The organism is Xaviernesmea rhizosphaerae (assembly GCF_001938945.1).
GTDB classification, from domain to species: domain Bacteria; phylum Pseudomonadota; class Alphaproteobacteria; order Rhizobiales; family Rhizobiaceae; genus Xaviernesmea; species Xaviernesmea rhizosphaerae.
In genome coordinates, this window is the sequence record NZ_MKIO01000030.1 from 24,291 (window position 1) to 44,534 (window position 20,244).

The 20,244-nt window shown below is 66.9% G+C and carries 18 protein-coding genes; 12 read left to right on the top strand and 6 right to left on the bottom strand.

Translation table 11 applies throughout. From position 1 onward, the window contains the following. Positions 1–27: 27 nt before the first annotated feature. Entirely contained in the window at positions 28–1,131 is a 1,104-nt protein-coding gene (locus BJF92_RS12455) for a hypothetical protein (RefSeq protein ID WP_075635072.1), read from the bottom strand. Between the two features lie 1,007 nt (positions 1,132–2,138). Here BJF92_RS12455 and BJF92_RS12460 point away from each other — a divergent pair. The 12 genes from BJF92_RS12460 to BJF92_RS12515 all read left to right on the top strand — a co-directional run bounded on the left by BJF92_RS12460 (position 2,139) and on the right by BJF92_RS12515 (position 15,368). Next, the gene (locus BJF92_RS12460) at positions 2,139–2,396 is read left to right on the top strand and encodes a hypothetical protein (RefSeq protein ID WP_075635073.1); all 258 of its coding nucleotides are present in this window, start codon (positions 2,139–2,141) and stop codon (positions 2,394–2,396) included. A gap of 290 nt (positions 2,397–2,686) precedes the next feature. Beyond that, entirely contained in the window at positions 2,687–4,117 is a 1,431-nt protein-coding gene (locus BJF92_RS12465; RefSeq protein ID WP_143524018.1) for a hypothetical protein, read from the top strand. Continuing rightward, positions 4,117–5,604: a hypothetical protein gene (locus tag BJF92_RS12470; RefSeq protein ID WP_075635075.1), complete on the top strand. Its 1,488-nt coding sequence runs from the start codon at positions 4,117–4,119 to the stop codon at positions 5,602–5,604. The genes BJF92_RS12465 and BJF92_RS12470 overlap by 1 nt, the downstream gene beginning before the upstream one ends. Before the next feature lie 41 nt (positions 5,605–5,645). Then, positions 5,646–6,233, top strand: coding sequence for a hypothetical protein (locus tag BJF92_RS12475; RefSeq protein ID WP_075635076.1), 588 nt, complete (start codon positions 5,646–5,648; stop codon positions 6,231–6,233). 17 nt (positions 6,234–6,250) lie between these two features. After that, positions 6,251–9,973 carry a tubulin-like doman-containing protein gene (locus BJF92_RS12480; RefSeq protein ID WP_075635077.1) on the top strand — a complete coding sequence of 1,241 codons (3,723 nt, stop codon included), beginning with the start codon at positions 6,251–6,253 and terminating at the stop codon, positions 9,971–9,973. An 81-nt stretch (positions 9,974–10,054) separates the two neighbouring features. Beyond that, positions 10,055–10,480 (top strand): hypothetical protein, encoded by a 426-nt coding sequence (locus BJF92_RS12485; protein WP_139790618.1) that lies wholly within the window; start codon positions 10,055–10,057, stop codon positions 10,478–10,480. Between the two features lie 167 nt (positions 10,481–10,647). Then, positions 10,648–11,250, top strand: coding sequence for a S1 family peptidase (locus BJF92_RS12490; protein WP_075635079.1), 603 nt, complete (start codon positions 10,648–10,650; stop codon positions 11,248–11,250). Beyond that, positions 11,247–11,924 carry a hypothetical protein gene (locus tag BJF92_RS12495; RefSeq protein WP_075635080.1) on the top strand — a complete coding sequence of 226 codons (678 nt, stop codon included), beginning with the start codon at positions 11,247–11,249 and terminating at the stop codon, positions 11,922–11,924. The genes BJF92_RS12490 and BJF92_RS12495 overlap by 4 nt, the downstream gene beginning before the upstream one ends. A 110-nt stretch (positions 11,925–12,034) precedes the next feature. Beyond that, the gene (locus BJF92_RS12500) at positions 12,035–12,976 is read left to right on the top strand and encodes an ROK family protein (protein ID WP_075635081.1); all 942 of its coding nucleotides are present in this window, start codon (positions 12,035–12,037) and stop codon (positions 12,974–12,976) included. 234 nt (positions 12,977–13,210) lie between these two features. After that, entirely contained in the window at positions 13,211–13,939 is a 729-nt protein-coding gene (locus BJF92_RS12505; protein ID WP_075635082.1) for a copper homeostasis protein CutC, read from the top strand. Positions 13,940–14,163: 224 nt separating this feature from the next. Next, positions 14,164–14,805, top strand: coding sequence for a dual specificity protein phosphatase family protein (locus BJF92_RS12510; protein ID WP_245294746.1), 642 nt, complete (start codon positions 14,164–14,166; stop codon positions 14,803–14,805). A 338-nt stretch (positions 14,806–15,143) separates the two neighbouring features. Further along, positions 15,144–15,368, top strand: a complete 225-nt coding sequence (locus tag BJF92_RS12515; RefSeq protein WP_075635083.1) for a hypothetical protein — start codon at positions 15,144–15,146, stop codon at positions 15,366–15,368. 466 nt (positions 15,369–15,834) lie between these two features. Here the strand turns inward: BJF92_RS12515 and BJF92_RS12520 are convergent, their stop codons facing one another. The 5 genes from BJF92_RS12520 to BJF92_RS12545 form a co-directional block, all read right to left on the bottom strand. Further along, positions 15,835–16,491: a DUF2076 domain-containing protein gene (locus tag BJF92_RS12520; RefSeq protein ID WP_075635084.1), complete on the bottom strand. Its 657-nt coding sequence runs from the start codon at positions 16,489–16,491 to the stop codon at positions 15,835–15,837. 383 nt (positions 16,492–16,874) lie between these two features. After that, positions 16,875–17,594, bottom strand: coding sequence for a Bax inhibitor-1/YccA family protein (locus BJF92_RS12530; RefSeq protein ID WP_075635227.1), 720 nt, complete (start codon positions 17,592–17,594; stop codon positions 16,875–16,877). 154 nt (positions 17,595–17,748) lie between these two features. Beyond that, positions 17,749–18,519 (bottom strand): anti-sigma factor family protein, encoded by a 771-nt coding sequence (locus tag BJF92_RS12535; RefSeq protein ID WP_075635086.1) that lies wholly within the window; start codon positions 18,517–18,519, stop codon positions 17,749–17,751. Beyond that, complete coding sequence (locus BJF92_RS12540; protein ID WP_075635087.1) at positions 18,506–19,108, bottom strand: sigma-70 family RNA polymerase sigma factor; 603 nt, start codon at positions 19,106–19,108, stop codon at positions 18,506–18,508. The genes BJF92_RS12535 and BJF92_RS12540 overlap by 14 nt, the downstream gene beginning before the upstream one ends. Before the next feature lie 537 nt (positions 19,109–19,645). Next, the gene (locus BJF92_RS12545; protein ID WP_075635088.1) at positions 19,646–20,107 is read right to left on the bottom strand and encodes a YbaK/EbsC family protein; all 462 of its coding nucleotides are present in this window, start codon (positions 20,105–20,107) and stop codon (positions 19,646–19,648) included. Positions 20,108–20,244 lie beyond the last annotated feature (137 nt).

The following is a 20,244-nucleotide window of genomic DNA, read 5'->3' on the forward strand; positions in this document are numbered from 1 at the left end:
CCCCCTTAAGGGCGCCGCCGAAACCACTCAGTCCGGCCCGACACCCATCACGCCGGCGCGCGGCAGCGCGCTCGGCTGGGCGCTGAGCACGGGGGCGAGATCGGCCGCCTGCCAGAGCGTGCGCGCCATGGTGCCACCGGCCTCGCGCAGGCCGGTGAGATCGGCGATCGCCTGCGACACCGGGAAGATGTCGGCACAGAAATTATTGTGGAATTCCAGAGGAAATTGCGGCGTGAACTTGTTGACCGGCTGCGGCAGGCGCGGTGAGGCGCGGCCATTGTTGTAAACCAGCGAGAAGATCAGCCGGTCGAGGCGCGCGGCATCGCCAATGTCGAAATGACGCAGCCGATAGGCATAGCGCAGCATCTGGCCATGCGCCCTGCCCAGCGTCTCCAGCGCGGAACTGTAGTGCAGCCCATAAATCTGTTCGGTGAAGGCGCCTGATGCCGCGCCATTGTGATGACCGGTGCGAACGCTGTCGTTCACGCTCAGCAGAAGGCCGCCATAATTGCGCCGCGCCGCCATCACCGAGCCGGCGATGATGTTTCCGGCATTGGAAACCTGATAGGAAGCGGCAATCGCCTGCAGCGTCGGCTTGACGCGATCGGGCCCAAGCGCCGTGAACAGCCGCTCCACCGGCTCTTCCACGAGATGGGCGGGATCGTTGAAGGCCCTGTCGAAGGCAAGAATCTCCGCCTTGGTCTCCGCCAGTTGGCACAGGGCCAAGACCTGCGGATGGTCGGCGAAGGCAGCCAGAGCGACATCGTCGCGTCCGACAGCCTCGGCATAGGCATCGACGCTCGCCAGATCCTTGGGGTGCAGCACTTCGGCATGGCTGCGCAGGACCCGGTTGACCCCATCGAACCGGGCCAGCCGCTCATGGCGCTGGCGCTCGGCCGCTTCAGCCTGCTGCCGGGCCAGATAATCCAGCCGCTTCGCATTGAGATCCGCCGCCGCCTTCCTGGAGAAACTCCAGGTTGCCGCAAGCGCGGAGGATGTGAATTTCGCCGCTCGCTCCGTCACCTGTTTCAAAGGAGCATCGCTGCCTGCGGCCACATGCGGAATGATGTCCGTGGCCGGCGTGCTGGTCCGCGTGCTGGCGGGATCAGCTGTTTGTTCTGTCTCGTCCACCGCAATCCTCGTTCGACTGTCTCCGATCCGCACTCGAAAGAGGAGGGGACAGCGGAGAAACCAATTCAAGTTTTTGATTCAAAGCCGATTTTCTCGATAAGCCTGCTACCTCCCGTCATGGGCAGCAAGGCCCGAACGGCGCCCTGCGGAAGTCAGGCTCCGGATCTCAAAACAATCATGGCGGGATCAATAAAATTTTTCGCCTAAAAAGTTTTGACGTAAAAAGTGTATCAAATAAAAATCTCACTTTTCAAGTGTGTCCTTTCTGGGGAATATGGCGGTGCAACACACGAATGTGAGACATGACGCCAGAACCCTCGACAGGCCAGGACGGGACGCAGACCTGCGGGAATTGCAATTCCCCGTTGGTGTCGGCTGTACCCTTTTGTCCGTTCTGCGGAGAGGTGCAGCCCAAGCCCGGCGCGCCCGCTTTTGCTGCTGCTTCCGCGAAGGAGCAGGCGCGCGCCACGGCCGAGACGTCGCCTGTGCGCGAAGAAATCATTGCGGTTCAAACGGCATCCGGCGCAGTGCGCGGCTCTGTGCCCGATCCGGTGATCGAGCGGCGCAGGCGTTTCGGCCGTCTTGCCGCATTTACGGCCCTTGCTCTGCTCCTCGTCGTCTTGGTCGGCTGGTCTCTGAGGCTGCGGTTCGATGGAGAGCGGATCTGGGGCAACGCAACAGGGGGCAATGTGGCCCGCACCGTGACACCTTCGTCTCCAGCTCCATCGTCCTTTGAACCATCGTCTCCGGCGCCGTCGCTGCCGCCCCCTGCTTCGGCTCCCGCCCCCTCGGCCCCTTTCAAGCCGGCCGCGCCGCGCGATGATGCCGGGACGGCGCCGCCCGACGCCGCGCCGACTTTCACGCCGCGCCCTGTCCCTTCTTTGCCCGTGCCGCCCGCCGTCGAAACGGCGATCGCTCCCGAGACGGTTCCCGCAGTGCGCCCGCCCGCGTCTCCAGAGCCTGTGTCTCCCCAGTTCGCGCCTTCCCAGCCGGTTTTCCGACAAACAGTGGCGGACACCGCCACCAGCCTGCGCGTCTATGACAGCTGGCAGCAGGTGGCGCTGGTGGAGGACAGGCTCCGGCCGCAGGTGTTGCTTGCCTCTTCCAGCGCCTTCCGCCTGCGGGTGAGAAACCAGCTCTATCTCGTCGCCCCGGGAGCGCCGCTGGCCGTCGATTTCGCAGGCGCCAGCCTTGTCGAGATCAAGGCCGTCAGCGGCCTGGCGGAGGTCTCCATCATCCGATCTGCAGGAGGTGCCCAACCATGACATCCATGGCCAAACACGACGACACGGCCGCGCCCGCACCGGATCTTCCCGTGCCGGAGGACCTTGGCGGGGATCAGGCTGCCGCGCTGCCGGTGCAGACCTTCACGCGCCCGGGCGTTTCCCTTCGCGCGCCGGCCGCAACTTCGCCCGGTCTAGCTTCTCTCGGCCTCGCTGCGCTCGGTTTGCCGGCGCCAGCTGTTCCTGCAGCCGGTCTGCCTCCGCTCGAACGGCCTGCGGCTGACCTCGCGGCCGCCGGGCACGATCCTGCCTCCGGGGCTGAGGAGGGCAGCGTGCCGCCGCCGGCACCCGAGACCGGTTACTGGTCGTTCCAGCTGGGCGAGGGCGACGAGGCCGCGCAGCTCGACTGGCGGCTCGATGCGGCCGGCATGGTGACGGGCCTGTTCTGGTGCGGCAAGCCGATGGAGCGCACGGACCCGCTCCTGCATCTGGCCGATCTGCCGCGCGACGCCCAGGGCCGCGCCTTTCCCGCGACCTTCCGCTTTGACCCCGCCACCGGCCAGAAACTGACGCACTGGCATGATGCGACCCCACTCGCGAGCTTCCCGCGCCTGGCGCCGGATGGCTTTCCCGTGCTGCCGCTTGCCGGCCAGCCGGTTCCGGCTGAAAAGAGCGAGGTTCATCTGCCGCAGGGCACGGTTGCAGTGTTTTCCGCTGGCACGCCGGTTCGCCTCTTCTGCCTGACGCGGCATGGCGAGCTGCATCTGCGCCAGCCCGATGGCGCCTGGACCTGGTGCGACAGCCTCGCCCAGCCGGGCGAGGTGGACCATGCTTTCGGCGTGCTCGGCTTTGCCACGGGCTTTGCCCTGGTTCTGGCAGGCCATGCGCTGGTCTGCCGGCTGAGACCCGGCATGCCGGGCCTGGTTCATCATCGGCTGAAGCCGGAGCCGGGCCGGCGTCTTTGCGGCGCGCCGGCGCTGATCGATCCCGACAGCATCGCCTTTCCCGTGCAGCGTGACGAGACGGTCGGGCTGATGACCTATGCCATCGAGGCGGGCGGCTGGGCCGAGGAGATGGAGGCCGGGCCGCTGCCGCTGGAGGCCGGCGAAATGCTGGCTCTGCCGGTGCAGACCGCCTCGCGCCAGCCGGAAACGGTGTGGGTCGGCAGTTCCGGCGCACTTGTCACCGGCTTCGATTTCCAGTCGAGGGTGACAGCAACGAGACCCTTCGGGCCGGACATCCGGGCCGTCGCGGGCGCTCTGCCGCTGCGCGAGGAAAGCGGCACGCTGCATGCGCTGGTCTCTACGCCGGATTGCTACGGCCTCATCAGCCTGACCGCCACGCCCCGGCTGACCGAACTGCACGGACTGCAGCTTTGCGCCGGACAGGCGCGCTATTCCGGCCGATCCTTTTATCCCTCGCTGTGGAGCGACTCGATCCTGGAGCTCGGCGTGGAGGCCGGAGCAGGCAGTGCTCTGTTGCCTCTTGCTTACCAGAAAGATGCGCGGGGTGCTGTCGATTCCGCGCTGGTCATTCTGATCCGCGGCTTGAGCGGCGTTGATCGGCTCTTTGCCCGGCAGGGGGATGCCTGGCTTGCCGGCGACCTGTACTGGCAATCCGGCTCCCGCCTGAAGCCGCTCGAGATCAGCCTGCGCCTGCGCGCGCGGTACGACATCATCGTCTTTTGCGAAGGCGATGCGCTCGTGGTCGGCAGCGCGCTCAATGGCCTGTTCCGCCGTCTCCCCTTCGAGGTGATTTCGTGATGTGCGCGCTTCTCCGCCTGTCGGCTCTCGCGGCCGTTCTGCTCTCGGTGCTTCCAGCCTTTGCCGCCGCGCCGGTGCGCCAGATCTATCTGATCCAGAACTCCGGCTGGATGGAGCCCTACTTCCTCGATCCCCAGTCGCAATTCCTGAGCCTGGCCGAACGCCTGATCGACACGACCCAGCTCGAAGGGATCGACATCACCGTCGCGAGCTTTAACCAGGAGGGCCAGCTGCCTGGCCATCATTCGCCCGAAGTGCTGCTGTCGGGCGCTTATGATCCGGCGGTGGTGCAGCGGGCGCTCGCCGGTCTCTCGGTGCCGCGCCGGCCGAACGGGCGCTATGCCGATGCCGATTTTCTCGGTGCGCTGCAGGTCACGCTCGGCGATCTCATGCAGGGCGGCGAAGGCATCATCTGGATGCTGAGCAACAACAAGAATTCCCCCAATAACGACCAGAACGTCGCCGACAACACCCGCGGTTTCTACGATCTCCTGCGCAATTCGCCCTTCATCACCCGCATCCTGGCCTATCCCCTGCCAATGCCGGTGACGGGGCCGAATTTCTCGGAAAAGGGCTTCATCGTCTATGGCATCGCCTATGGCGAGACAGCGGCCAGAGCGCTGGATGTGATCGCCGGCCCACATGCGCCCCTGCGCGGCGCCTTTGCCGATCCGCCCGTCTTCCTCAAGCCGATAGAGCCGCAGACGCTGGAGCTGGAACTGGCCGGCCGGCAGGTGGACGAGGGTGCCAGCGTCGCCATGGAAAACGGCGTCGTCGTGGTCGATGGGCTCGATGCCGAGGCGGGCTCCACGCTTGGTTTTTCAGGCCGGCTGCGCAATGTCGCCTACCCGAAGAAGATCGCCAGCGCACGGATCTCGGCCAACTGGAACACGGCGGCGGAGGGCGGCGGCGCGCTGGCCGTGACGCCTGAAAGCATCAGCCAGCTTGCCGCCGGCGCTGTCTCCGACCCGATCGACTTCACCCTGAGCGTTCCGGCGGCGGAGCGCCCGCCGGGCCTTGATGGTCTGTTTGCCACGCAGAAGACCGTCGATGGCGAAATGACCATCCTTCTCGGCGATCTTGCCTTCGATCTGGACGACGGCTTCGTCGAGAAGGCCGCAGCCGTCTTCGGCGGCGCGATGATGGGCGAGGGGCAGCGCAAGTTCGTCGAGCAGCAATTGCCCGCCATCTTCTTCGATTTCCGCAGCATCAGCACCAGCGTGACCACAGTGCCGATCCGCATGGTGTTCCACTTCTCCGCCTGGCCGCTCTACACAGCCGCAGCCAGCGGCGTCGTGCTTCTGGGCGGGCTGGCGGCGCTGGCCTTCCTGCTTCTGCGCGCGCGACCGCATCTCGTCGAGGTGGCCGGCCAGCGCCAGCGGCTGATGCTGAAGCCCGGCCAGACCCTGCAGGTCACCGGCGGCGACGGTCGGGCGCACAAGGTGCGCGGCCGTCTGTTCGGCCCGCCCTCCATCTCCGCAACATGATCGCCCATCCCCCTCTCCATCTCCGAGGAACGCGTCCCCTCATGACCACGTCCCCGCTCGATTTCCCCAAAGGCGTCCACCCGGACGCAGCGATTGCCGCCGGTCTTCCTTATCAAGGAGGCGCGACCCTCGGCAGCCCTGCGCCAGCGCGCATCGAGATTGCCCAGTCCGGCGAATTCAAGATCCCCGCGCCCAAGGGCAACCAGGCGCCGGCCGCCGCCCCTGCGCCGGCCACGGCTGGGCCGACGTCGCCGGCCGCTCCCGTGCAGGCAGCGGCCCAAGCCGTCCAGCCGCCGATCCGCTTCGACGCAATCTCCGCCCCGCCGATCAGCCCGGTGCAGATGGTTTCCGGCGGCGCGGCCTTCCTGCTCCTGGCCGTGCTCTTCCTCATGGTGAAGATTTCGATCACCCGCAGCCTGCAGTCGCGCATGGCCGCGCCCGGCCCGGCGTCAGAGGCCGGCTGGATGTTCTTCGTCTGGGCGACCTTCACCGCGCTGTGCCTGATCACGGCCTATATCGCCAATCTCTGGATGCGGCTGCCGGTCTCCATCCCCGCGGCGCTGCTCAGCCTGCTGCTCCTCGTGCTCTTCCTGCGCAAGCGCGCCGGCGCGCTTTCCACCCGCCGCTGATCCCCGAGGAGCTTGTCATGGCCGACCCCCATCGTTCCGACCCTGCCCAGCGCGCACCCGAAGAGCGTCTCGACGTCATGCCGACGGTGTTCGTCGCGCTTGGTGGCACGGGCAAGGAAATTCTGCTGCGCCTGCGCAGGCGCATCCTCCAGCACAACTGGTCGGGCAAGAGCCTGATGAGCCTGGACGAATTCCCGCCCGCGCGCTTCGTCTATTTCGACACGGACACGGCCGAGGCGCGCGAGAGCGACAAGGCGGCCGCCACCGATCTCCTGGCCGGCCGCGTCGCCTTCAACAAGGCTGAGACGATCCAGTCGAAAGTCGATACCCGTCATTACATGACCGAGGTCGAGGGCGGCGTCTATCCGCAGATCGCCGAATGGCTGCCGTCCGGGCCGCTGGACAAGATCCAGAGCGAGAAGGGGGCCGGGCAGGTGCGTTGCATCTCGCGCCTCCTGTTCTTCGACAAGTATCCGATCTTCATGAACCTGATGCGCACCATGGCCGAGCGCGTCACCCAGAACGTCACCAACGACCGGCTGCTGGAAAGCCTGGGTCTCAAGACCACGAAGAAGCTGCGCTTTGTCGTCGTCGGCTCCAGCGCCGGCGGCACCGGCTCGGGCTCCTTCATCGATGTCGGCTATGCGCTGAACTCGATGCGCTCGCCGCGTATCGACCAGCTCGACCTGTTCCTGATGATGCCCGGCGGCTATCGCGACGCCAACAAGGACCGGGTCTTCGCCAACACCTTCGCCGCGCTTTCGGAGCTGGAATATTGCATGCGTGGCAATGCCTCGCCGTCTTACGTCCAGCGCTGGACCAGCCAGGACAGGCCCGAGCCGGGGGTGAAGACCCCTTACTCGGATGTCTATATCTTCGACCGGCAGAACATTGCCGGCGAAAATACCGGGGTGAAGGAAGACCTGTTCGACATGGTCGCCGATATCCTGTTCGAGGATTTCGGCTCCAGCGAATTCGCCAGCCAGAAGCGCACCGTCTCCGTCAACCAGCAGCAGCTGAAGTCGACCAACTATTTCCCCGAGCTCGGCTGGGCGCAGAGCGGCCTGTTCTTTTCCAAGGGCTATTCTGCCGTGGGCCAGACCACGCTGCTCTCCACCACCAGCATCCAGGTGGAGGAGAATCTGGCGCGCAACAATGGGCAGATGGTGCGCGCCTTCTTCGGCATGGCGGCCGACGGCACGCCCCGGCTCGCCACCAGCGAGGAGCGCGACCAGTTCCTGCAGGAGCGGCTGCGGCTTCGGCCCAAGGCCTATGTCAGCGATTACGATGCCCGCGCCCGCTTCGAGCATCCGTCGATCACCGATTACGATCTGGCCGATGTGCTCTTGATGCGCGCCGACAAGAGCGCGCTCGACGTGACGCTCGCCTCCGAGATCGAGCAGGACATTGCCAGCCTCATGGCGCGGGTTCAGGATCATCGCGCCTGGGTGGACGAGCTGCGCCATGTCGTGGAGATGCGCCAGCGCGATGTCGACGGCCGCGTCGGCGAAGGTGCGACCTATGGACCGAAGGGCCTGGAGATCGCCCAGGCCCGCGACAGGCTGGAGGCGGTGCTGCTCAGCCGGGGGCTGGAGGAGGGCAGCCTGCGTGGCGAGCTGTACCGCATGCTCGACGACCAGGAGCGTGGCGGGCTGGAATATACGATCGATCTCGTGGCCAAGATCCAGGCGCGCATCGGCGAGTCCGGCACCGGCGTGCTGGCCCGGCTGCAGGAGGCGGAGGAAGCCTATGCCGCACGTGCCAACCGGCTGACGGCCGAGCAACTGCATGCCTCGATCGACCGCCTGCAGCAGGCCTCGCAAAGCAATTTTCTCTTCGGCGGCGGCGGGCGCAAGTCCTGCGAGAAATATCTGAGCCAGGCCCGCGACGACCTGATCGCGGCGCTGCAGGCCCGGCTGCACGCCATTGCCGTGCGCGAGGCGGCCGCATTGCTGCGCCGTACCGCCCTGTTCTTCGGCACGCCGCAGAACATCGACGATACGGGCGAGCCGCTCTGGAGCGGGCTGATCGGCGAGTTCCAGGCCGGCCGCCGCCGCGTCCGCCAGCTTCTCACCCTGATTGATGCCGACACCTCCCGGCTCAAGGACGCGCTGAAACGCGGCGATGGCGGCACCTTCTTCGTCATTGAGGATCGCGGTTTCGAGATCCGCCGCGAGACGGCCGAGACGCATCTGGCCTGGGCGCGCGAGGCCTTCGACGGCATTGGCGGCTCGCGCGAGATCTTCCTGAAGCTCGAAAGCGATGACGGGCGGCTGGAGATCCTCAACCTGCTGCGCGCCGTGTCCAACAAGCGGCTGGGCGACACGCGCCAGCGCATCCCCTCCGTCGTCGAGGCGATGCGTTCGCTGCCCGTGCAGAGGCAGCAACGGCTGATCGAGCTGCTCGTCAACCGCGCCGCTCCCTGGATCGCGGGCGATTTCGGCCGCGGCTTCCGTCCCGGCAACGAGAACTACAAGATGTTCATCGCCGTCGACGGCGCCAAGGCCTTCCGCGAGGAGTTCGATGAGATGGTGCGCGCCCGCTTACCATCCAACACCGGGCTAACCTCGGTTGCCTATTATGAGTCCGGCGTGCCCGGCCGCATCGTCTGCTATTGCGAGCTCTCAGGCATCCCTCTCGACCTGATCGGCCCGATCCGCTCGGAATGGCAAGCCTCCTACCGATCCGAGCAGCGCAAGCCGGATGGCTATCCGCTGCACAATCACTGGGACTATCTGCGCTTTCCCGATCCGATCGTTCCCAATCCGCGGGAGCTTGAGGAACTGGTCGATCGGCTGAAGTTCTTCCTCAGATCCGTGATGCTCGGAACCTTGCGCTTTCGCGCGGAAACGGCGGACCGCAGCAGGCCAGGCCAGACCCGCCAGCCCGGCTATTGGATGGAGGAAAAGCGCAACCAGTGGGATCTGGTCGGCAATGAGCGGCGCTTGCGCCGGCTCGGCTTCATGGACAATCATCGCGAGCTTCTGGAACAGCAGCTGCGCCGCATCGAAGGCGGCCTTGGCCGGCTGCAGTTCTTTGCGCTTGCGGCGCTCGCCCGCTGGTATGCCGACCGCGTCTATACGCCGCGCACCGAGGAGGTGAACGGCGCGCATCAGCGCCGGGGCGGCATCGGCCATCATGCTGCGCGCGAGCTGGAAAAGACCTTCCTGCAGCAGGGACGGGCGACGCTGGGGAGCCTGCCGGTGGGGCTGATCGAGGCGGAGGCACTCGACCGGCTCTGTGACCGCATCGAGGACTGGACGGCCTCCCTTCCCGGCACGGCCGAGGATGTCGACGACAGCGAGGTCGGACGCGGGCCGGATCTGCCGGCAGAACTGCGCGCGACCGACAAGCGTGGCGTCGTCTGGGAGGCGTTCACAGCCGAGGCGCTGGGGATGCTCCTCCAGCCGCAGGTCGCCCCCATGGCCATCCCCGAGCCGCAGCTGGCGCTGCCGGCGCCGGTGGCGGCCATTCCCGTCTTTGCCGTCGCGCCGGCCCCTCCGCCACCCCCGGCCGCCGCCCAGCGCTTCTGGCTGTTCAACCAGCAGGGGCAGGTGGCCGGCCCCTATGATGCCGCGGCCTTCCGTATGCTGGCCGATCTCGGGCAGCTGAAGGCGGAGATGAAGGTCTGCCCCGAGGGCGGACAGGCCTGGCAGGCCGTCGGCGAGATCCCGCTTCTGGCCGCGCTTCTGGTGGCGCCCGTGGCGGCAGCGCCGCCCCCGCCACCCCCATTTGCATGACCCCGCATTGCCGGAAGCATCGGACCGGTTTTCCGGCCTGATGCTCCTGCCCTGCATTCAAAGAGAGAGGGACTGTCCATGATGAGCAAGACCACCCGCGCGATCGCCGCTTTCGGCCTGATCGTCGCACTTTTGCCGGGCTGCCAGTCGGTCGGGCCGAACACGGCCGTGGGCGCGGGCCTGGGCGCCGCCCTTGGCGGCCTCGGCTGCGCCGCCGTCGGCGGGCGCGCCGGCGCCTGCCTGGCGATCGCCACCGCCGGCGCAATCATCGGCGGGGCGATCGGCGCCCAGATCGACGAGCGTGACCGGGCCGAGCGCGAGGCGGCGCTGCGGCGTGCCGCGCGCGAGAACCGCCGGGTGTCCTGGCGCGGCTCGAAGACCGGCAACCGCGGCACGATCACGCCCCTGCGCGCCGTGGTCCAGAACGGCCGAAACTGCCAGATGGTGCAGGAAACCTATTTCAAGGATGGGGAACCGGTGAGCGGCCAGACCACCGTCTGCTCGTGATGGCAGGGCACGGCTTGGCGCCGCCGGCCGCTAAAGGCGCGAATGGCCGCGTTCCCAGCACGAGGCATAAGCCCAAGACGCAGCCTTGCGCGATCGCGACGGCACGTGTCCTTACCTTTGTCGCCCTGCTCACGCCCTTGCAGGCCTGCTCCCAACCGGAGGGCGGCTTGCTCGAAAAGTCCTATCGGGAAGCGGCGCGCACGCCGCTTCCCGCGGGCGCGATCGCCGTCGGCACTGGCTTCTTCATCGCGCCCGATAAGGTGATGACCAGCGCCCATGTGATCGCCGGCTGTGACACGATCATCGTCGAAAACGGCCGGCTGGAGCCGGCGTCCGCCCGCGTAGCCGCGCAGGACCGGCGCCGCGATGCCGCCGTGCTCAAGGTGCAGGCGGTGGCGCCGTCCGTCCTGTCGCTCGGCGAGGATTCCGGGCGGGGAGCCTTGCGGATCCTGGGCTATGGTGTCGGCGAGACCGGCCGCATGCCGGCGGACATGCGCGAGGCCGCTCGGCTGAAGGGCTCGCCGCCGGGCGCGCTGGCAGTGTCGGCCCGGGTGTCGGCGGGCTTTTCCGGTGCGCCGATCCTGGAGGCAGGCGGCAGGGTGATCGGCATTCTGAGCGGCCGGCTGAACGAGGGGGAGGGCCGGGATCAGGCCGACATCATCGCCTCGCCGGTGGCCGGGCTGAGCGCCGCGCTCCGGGGCCATGCCGATGCGCGGGGACAGAAGCAGGGCGCCGCTGAAGGCGCTGTCGTCAAGGTCAGCTGCCAATGATCGCACGCGTCATCGCCGTTCTCCTCGCCTGCCTGGTTCTCGCGGTCCTGCCGCAGACGCTGCGCGCGCAGGAAGGGCTCACCCCCTCCGAGCGGGGGGAGATGGAGGCTGCCATCGACATGGCGATCAAGACGCAGCCCTCCGGCACGCCCGTGCGCAAGCCGCTCTCGGAGCGCACGGCCATGACCATCATTCCCGAAAAGGCCACCTCCGGCCGCAGCGGCGGCATCTGCAATAGCTGCACCGATCCCTGCCGGCAGTTCAGCCTGCAGATCGATACCGATGGCGGCGCCGTGATGTCGATCTATCAGGGTCGCAAATGCATGATCGCGCAGGCGCGCGATCCACATACCGCCCCCTGGGCCTATGCCGAGCCGCTGCGGCTGGTCGCCACCGAGCGCGCGATCGCACCCGCGCTGCTGGCCATGCTGCGCAGCGATCTTGTTGCGCTGCAATATCTGTCGCCCGGCGAAGACGCTCCGTCATCGCGCGTGATGGCGGCGCTCGATGCCTTTCGCGCCGATGCCTTCCTTTCCGGCCGCGTCGGCCAGGCGGTCGGCGATATCGATGTCGTTACCTTGAAGAACACGCTGGCGCGCTCGCGCATACCGGCCATGGACGGATGCGCACAGGCCGCCGCCGCCGCGCGGGCCTGCGGCGCTCTCGGCGGATAGGCCGCTGCCTGTCGCGCCTCCCTGCATGGTGCTGTATTCGCCGCACAGCCGCTTGCGCCGGCGCGTGAAATTCTTCATCAAAGGCGCGGTTTCCATCCGAGGACTGCGCCTTGATCGCCTGTTTCGACATTGGCGGCTCCGCCATCAAGGCGGCCTATGCCGCCGCGCCCGATCGACTGACCATCGGCGCGCGCGTGCCGACGCCGCTCGACAGTTTCGACGGCTTTGCCGATGCGATCGCCGGTCTCTGCCGGGCGCATCCGGGCGCGATCGCGGCCATCTCGATTTCGATTGCCGGCGTGGTGGATCCGCGCAACGGTCGGCTGACCTGCGCCAATATTCCCTGCATCAATGGCCGTACGATCGCGGCGGACCTCTCCGCCCGGCTCGGCCTGCCGGTGTTCATCGCCAATGATGCCGATTGCTTCGCGCTTGCCGAAGCGCTTCTCGGCGCCGGCGCGGGCCATGACAATGTCTTCGGCGTGATCCTGGGAACGGGCGTCGGCGGCGCACTCGTGATCGACGGGCGCATCGTCACCGGCGCCGGAGGGTTTGCCGGGGAGTGGGGCCATGGCCAGGCGCTCGCCACCGAGGTGGGCGAACCGCCGCGCCGCATCGGTCATTTCGCCTGCGGCTGCGGCCAGAAGGGCTGTGTCGATACGCTCGGCGGCGCGCGCGGGCTGGAGCGTCTGCATGGGGCGCTGGGCGGCGCGCCGGCGGACAGCCATGCGATCCTCGCCGCCTGGAGGGCGGGCGATGGCGAGGCCGCGCGCACAATCGACGCCTATCTGGAACTCGTCGCCCCGCCTCTGGCCCTGACACTCAACATCACCGGCGCGTCGATCGTGCCGGTCGGCGGTGGCCTCGCCAATGCCTGGGACCTGATGGAGGCGCTCGATGCCGCCGTGCGCGCCCGCGTGCTGCGCCAGGTGGACCACCCGCTTCTGGTGCGCGCGGCACTTTCGACCGAGCCGGGGCTGACGGGCGCAGCCCTTCTCGGCTTCCAGGAACTGGCAGCGCGCAGCTCGGCCGTGCCCGGCGCGCAGGCGTGACGCGACAGGGCCGCGCTGGTGGCGGAGGCAGCCTGTCCCCGGCGGATACGACCTCTTCGCGTCGGCAGGACAATGTCGGGATCGCGCCGGCAGTACCGGGCTGCGGTCGGCCACGAGAGCATCGGACCGAAAGACGAGACCCGGTTTTCAGAAAGCCCGATGAAAAAACAAAACAGACAGCGCATCGGACTGCGGATGATTTTCAATCCGATGCCCTAAACGAGGAAGGCATCCATGAACGAGATCCTGCTGGAGGTCTGTGTCGACAGCGCCGAGGGGCTGGAGGCCGCGATCGAAGGCGGCGCCGACCGGATCGAGCTGTGCGCCGCGCTGGAGTGCGGGGGGCTGACGCCTTCGCCGGGGCTGATGCGGCTGGCCGCCGAAGCGCCTGTTCCGATCTATGCGATGATCCGGCCGAGGCCTGGCGATTTCCTCTTCTCGCCGCAGGATGAGGCCGTGATGCGCGGCGATCTCGATGCGGCGGGCGCGGCCGGCCTTGCCGGCGTGGTTCTCGGCGCCAATCGGCCGGATGGCGCGCTCGATTCCGATCTTCTCGCGCGCCTGAGTGAAGCGGCCGGTCCGATGGGCCGCACGCTGCACCGGGCCTTCGACCTGACCGGCGCGGATTTCGCCGGCGCCATCGACACGGCCGTCGCGCTCGGTTTTGAGCGGATCCTCACCTCGGGCGGCGCACTGGCCGCGCCGCAGGCCATCGACACGCTGGAGCGGCTGTTTGCGCTGACCGATGGCCGGATCACCATCATGCCCGGCTCGGGTCTTTCGCCCGAAACGATCGCGCCCTTGATCCGCCGCCTGCCGCTGCGCGAGGTTCATGCCTCCTGCGGGCGCGCGCCCACCATCCGCGACGACGGCGCGAAGGCGCTTGGCTTCGTGCATTCTGGCACCAAGGTAACCGACCGCGCCACCGTGGCGGCACTCAAGGCGCTTTTGCGCGCTGCCTGACAGGCCCGCTTTCCCGCTTGTCCGCCTCGTCCATCATGCCGCCGGCTCAAGCTGTCCAATGCCTGTCCATCCTCTGACAGGCAGGTGGAGAAGCCATGGATTTGCCCTGATTTCCCACGACCTGCTGATGTAGACATGCCGGATGGGTGGCTGGGTCAGCGTGGCTCTCGACCATGGGCCGGTGCCGCCTGCACTGGCGCGTGATCTTTCTCTGGGAGGCATTCTTGATCGTATCCTCAGCGCTTCGCTGGAGCCTGCGCGGGCTTGGGGCCGTCGTTCTGGCCTATGGCGTCTATTGGGCCGTGCTGATGGCCGGCGGCAATTTCCACGCCGTGGTGCCCGGCCAGGTCTACCGCGCCGCCCAGCCGAGCGCCAAGGACATCGCTGCCTATCAGCAGAGCTATGGCATCCGCTCGATCATCAATCTGCGCGGCGCCTCCGCCGGCCGCGCCTGGTATGAAGACGAGGTTGCGGAAGCGGCCAAGCGCGGCATCGTCCATATCGATTTCCGCATGTCCTCCTCCAAGCTCCAGAGCCCGGAGCGGATGGAAAAGCTGATCGCGCTCCTGAAGGATGCGCCCAAGCCGCTGCTGATCCACTGCGCCTGGGGCGCCGACCGCACGGGGCTGGCCTCCGCGCTCTATCTCGCCGATGTCGGCAAGGCGCCGGAAGCGCAGGCGGAAGGGCAGCTCTCCATTGCCTTCGGCCATTTCGCCCTGCCTTTTCTCAGCCGAGCCTATCCGATGGATGAGAGCTTCGAGCAGATGGAAGACCGTTTCGGCTATCCGAAATCCGTCTGGGATCACATCACCAGCATCGGCACCACTGGAGAGGATGCGGCAGGCGTCGCGCCGCTGGCGGGATGAATGTCCGGAGGCGCGGCTATGTAGCTGCATTGGCGGCGCGTTAACGGTGCTCTGCATTTTGCCCGGCCGGCATCGGCATTATCGCCCAAGACGCGTGTCGTCGCCTTGTTTTCATCACAGGCTGCTCATATAGAGATCATTGGCGCATGCCGCCTCTCTCTGACTGCCCGATCTGTCTTCGCCTGCCCGATGCCCTTGTTCTCGAAGGCATCCCTCGTCCGCTCCGGACGGGCGATGCTGCACCCCGTCAAACCGCTGCCCCGTGCCGACATCGATCGCGATCCGACGGAGGCGGCGGGTGTTCCCCATCTGCTGTGCCGCTTGCCCAGGAGGTTTCAATGTTGTCCCGCTTCAAGCGTTCGCTGTGGCTGCTTCTGCCCGTCGGGCTGACCGTGCTGTGCATCAGCCTGTTCAATCTCGGCCGCCTGCTCGACAAGCATCATCCCGCCATCATGCATCAGCTGGGCTATGGCCTCGCTGCGATCATCCTGTGCGGCCTGTTCTCGCTGCTGATCCATCAGCTGCGGGACGAACCGGAAGATGACGATCGCCGCTGGTCGTGAGCTTGGCTCCGGCCACATCAGGCTGGACCTCCTCCGCGCGGCGATGCTCTCGCTTTTTCGTCCTGCGTCGAATCGTTCGCAAAAATTTGAGGATCCTTTGCCGGTCTGATGCATCCTCGGTGAGCAACGAAGCCGATCGATGAATGCACCATGTTCGGAACGGCGGAGAAGGACAGCTCCCTGTCCGCCGTTCCCGTGCCATTCCCCCGGGAGGAAAGGGGACGGCGCCTGGCCTTGCCGACGACCTCATGTCGCCGGCAAGACCTGGAAAGGGTCTGCGTCGGGAGGAGCCACAGGACCCTTTCGCCCGCCTCGGCAGCGGGCGGCTCACGGCATCATGCCGTCAGCCGTTTGCGATCTGGTCCAAACCACGCTCATCTGAACCGTTGATGTCCGAACAGGTCAGGGCTAGCCCCGCCGAACCGCAGGCAAAGCCCGGTCCGGCGGAAAAGCCCTTCGGCACGGCTCAGACCTCCATGTCGTCGCCGCCGCCGAAATCGCCCATGTCCTCCATCCTGGCATCCTGCAGGCCGGTTTCCTGCAGCGCATCGCCGGCTGCGGCCTCTGCGGCCTGCGCAGGGTCGGAGAACATCGAGGAGATGGCGCTGCCGAGCAGCATGCCGCCCGCCACGCCCATCGCCGTCTGGGCGGCACCGGCCATGAAGCCGCCGCCGGCGCGCTGGGCCGGCTGCGCCTGGCCCCAGGCGCCTTGCGGCTGGCCCTGCATGCCCTGGCCATAGCCCTGGGGCTGGCCATAGGCCGTCTGGCGGCCCGGCTGGTTGCTCCAGGGATTGGCGCCGCCCTGGGCCGGGCTGCGCGGCGGCGCGGTGCGGGCCGCGCTGGCGCCACCGAACAGGCTGGAGAAGAAGCCGCCGCCACCGGCCGGCGCCTGCTGCGCCTGGGATGCCTGATGCTCAAGCTCGGCGATCCGCTGCTCGGCCATGGCCAGCGCCTGTTCTTGCACCACGATGGTCTGCGCCATCAGATAGGGGGCGGCCGGCTGGCGGGCGATCTTGTCGTGGATGAAGCTGTCGGCCTCCTTGTCCATCGGCCCTGCCTGGCGTTCGGCCTCGGCGAGACGGTTGAACAGGCCATCGATCGTCTGGCGGTCGTTGTGATCCATGATGAAGGTCTCCTTGGCTGTGTATCCGGGGCCTCCCGCAGGAAGCGCCCGGGGGTTCGGGCTTCGCGCTCTCCCGGCCCATGAGGCGGGAGCCGGCGCTCGGTCGATAATGTCGCGCGCAGAGGCTCGGTCGTGGCCGCGCCAATGTGCGTGGAGCGGTCCCGAGGGTCAGGCGCGGGTTTTCAAGTTTCGTCTGGGGACGGTGATGGGATGCGGGCGCAGCTTTCAGAAGCTCTTGGACACCGCGCTCTGCGGCAAACCCGATGGTCCCCGGCGCCATGGCATCGCTGCGATGCCTGAAGGCTGCCTGTCGGGTTTCGCCGTCCTGCGCGCCGGGGCCGCGACCTTACGGGCCAGCCCCGGCGATGAGCGTTAGGCGAGGCTTAGCCTTCGCGTTCGCCGGTGAAGTTCAGGAGCAGCTGGAAGATGTTGACGAAGTTCAGGTAGAGCGACAGCGCGCCAAAGACGGCCAGCTTCTGCTGCGATTCCTGATCCATGTTCTCCGCAAACTGCTCCTTGATGTTCTGCGTGTCATAGGCGGTCAGGCCGACGAACACGACGATACCGATGACCGAGATTGCGAACTGCAGGGCGCTGGAACCCAGGAAGATGTTGACGATCGAGGCGATGACCACACCGATCAGACCCATCATCAGGAAGCCGCCCATATTGGTCAGGTCACGCTTGGTGACATAGCCATAGAGGCTGGTGGCGCCGAACATCGTGGCCGCGATGAAGAAGGTGCGCGCGATCGACACCCCGGTGAAGACCAGGAAGACCGAGGCGAGCGACAGGCCCATCACGGCGCAGAAGGCCCAGAACATGGCCTGCGCGGTCCCTGCCGACATCGTCTGGATGCGGAAGGAGAAGAACAGCACGAAGGCGAGCGGGGCCAGCATCACCACCCACTTCAAGGGGGTGTTGAAGATCGGCACGTAGAGCGCCGGCGTCGTGCCGACGATGAAGGCGACCAGACCGGTGAGCACCAGGCCGAGGCCCATATAGTTGTAGACGCGCAGCATGTGCTGGCGCAGCGATTCGTCCAGATACGCGGCCTGCTGGGCCGACGCGCCGAAGCGCTGATTGGGATTGCTGAAGCTCATGACATGGTTCTCCTTGAAAACGAGCAACTGCGGAAAAAGGGTTCGGTCTTGACGAGAGCATCGGACCGAAAAGTGGGAACCGGTTTTCGGAAAAATCCGATGCGAAAACAAAACTCTAGAGCATCACACTGCGTATGGTTTCCAGTCCGATGCTCTAGTAGAGCGTGGCCGAGAGACGTTCGGCCTCGCGCGTCAGCGTGTCGGTCGCCTGGTTGGCGACCAGCGCATAGGCGACTTCCCCGATCTGCCAGTCGGCGGCTTCCGCCCCGTCGATCCGGTAGAGATTGACGGGACGCACCGAGAAGGCGCCGGGCCGCACGGCGAAGAGCGAGCGCTGGGCGCCGTCCGCCGTGGCAATCGACACCTCCACGCTCGGTCCGAAGCGCGAGGGGAAGATCTGCACATCCACCACCTTCCAGCCGTCGGGCAGCGTCGGCATGACGATGGCGGTGGCCGCGCGAATGTCTTCGCGGTCATAGCCGCGGGTTTCCGGCTGCGAACGCATGTTCTCGCGCAGCAGGGCGGTCTGATGCGCGCGCACCGCTTCCTCGACATGGGCCGGCGGCGGCTCCGAGGCCACCACTTCCGTGGCGCGGAAGGGCCCGAGCCAGCTCGTCGCGGTCCAGGCAAAAGCGACGATGGCGGCGGCTGCCGCCATGCGCCGGCCGCGCTCCACATAGAGCGAGAACCGAAGGCTGCGTTCCAGCCGCCGCGCGGCTTCGCGGGTTTCCTGCCGTCCGGCCGGCTCTCCCTGGTGCAGGGCCATTTTCAGCCGGCCGCGCAGGGAAAGGTCGGCCATCACCTTGGCGGCGACATCGGGATGGGCGGCCAGATGGGCCTCCACCTGAATGCGCCGCTCGGGCGACAGCTGGCCATCGACATAGGCATCGAGGTCGCCCTGCAGGATCGGATCAGTCAGCATCATTGTCCTTACCTCCCACGATCTTCAGGGCCGGGGCCTTGCCCCCGACTGCAGGGCCTGCAAGGCCCGGGTTTGAACTTTCATCCTCCGCGTCCGGTGCCGGAACGCGGCCTTCGTCCAGCGCCCGCAGCCGGGCCCGGGCGCGGGCGATGCGCGACATCAGCGTGCCCACGGGAATGCCCAGCACCTTGGCCGCCTCGGCATAGGACAGCTCGTCCACCGCCACGAGATGCAGCGCGGCGCGCTGCTCCTCCGGCAGGCTGGCAAAGGCGTCCCGGATCTGGCCGAGGCGCACGGCCTCCTCCTGAACCGGTCCGCCGGTCTGCTCCGCCACCAGGGCGGCGCCTTCCGCGCGGCTGGCCTGCGAGCGCTTGCGTCGGATGCCATCGATATGGACATTGTGAAGGATCGCCCGAAGCCAGGTGCCCAGGTTCTCGCCCGTGCGGAAGGTCGGACGGCGTTCATAGGCGCGCACCAGCGCGTCATGCACCAGATCCTCCGCATCGTGCGGATCGCGCGTCAGCGCCCGGGCATAGCGGCGAAGCGCGCCCAGCTGGCCGATGACGTCGAAAGCGGTCTTTCCCTTGTCCATGTCCCGTATACGCATGCCGCCCTCCGCTTATTCCCGGGCCGCGCAAATTTTTTTGCCGACCGCCTAAAATTGAGGAGAGCGCCCTGCGCAGAGCTTAATCTTTGTGACGCTAAACTGGTCAACCGGACGGGCGCAGGGAATGTCATAAACCATTCCCGCCTCGCTCCGGGCGGAGATTGCGGCAGGTCTGAAGGGTTGGAGGCTCTTTCGGCGCAGGCGGCAGGCTCTGGCGATGCAATCCCTTGGGCGGTTGAGGAGCTGCCCGGTCGAGAGGAGACAATCATGGCCGACTATGCGATGCGCCTTCTGATCCCTGTCTTTGGCGTGCTCACCTGCGGCGCGCTGCTGATGCTGGCAACGGTCGCGACCTGAAGGACGCCGCCGTCATCTTGTCTCACAGTCTGTCCAAGAATCGCCGTTGGTCGCCGGCAAATGGCAATGTCCGTGCTTCCGCTGCTCACGGATCTTACGTACGCTGCGCTCCGGTTCTCGAAATCACCATTTTCGTCAGACCAACAGCACGTCTTGAACAGACTGTCAGGCCGAGCAGACGTCGATCCAGCTGGCGCCCGTCAGGGCCGCGAGGCGCTCCGGCGCGATGTGGACGGCGGCATGGATGGCGCCGGCGGCCGGGACGACCACGGCATGCTCCTTGAGCGAGAGATCGCAATAGACCGGCAGCGGTCGCGCCAGGCCGAAGGGGCAGACGCCACCGACCGGATGGCCGGTTTCCCGCTCCACCGCGTCGAGTTCCAGCATGCGCGGCTTGGCGGAAAACAAGGCTCGGAACTTCTTGTTGTCGAGCCGCATATGGCCCGAAGTGACGATCAGCACGATCTCTTCGCCCACCCGCACGGCGAGTGTCTTGGCGATCTGTGCCGGCTCCACGCCATGTCCGGCAGCGGCCTGCGCGACCGTGGCGGTGCTTTCCGCCAGTTCGATCACGGCGATATCGGGCGCGTGTTCGGCAAAGAAGGCTTGAACGGAAGAGAGGCTCATCAGGCGGGCTCGTTGGCAAGGGCGTGCAAGGCGCGTGACAGAGGCAACGGTGCTGCTGGCGCATGGCTTGTGTCACGGCGCGGCAAAAGCGGCGCCGCCGATCCATGCCATTGTCCGCAGGGGAATTCAACCGGCCG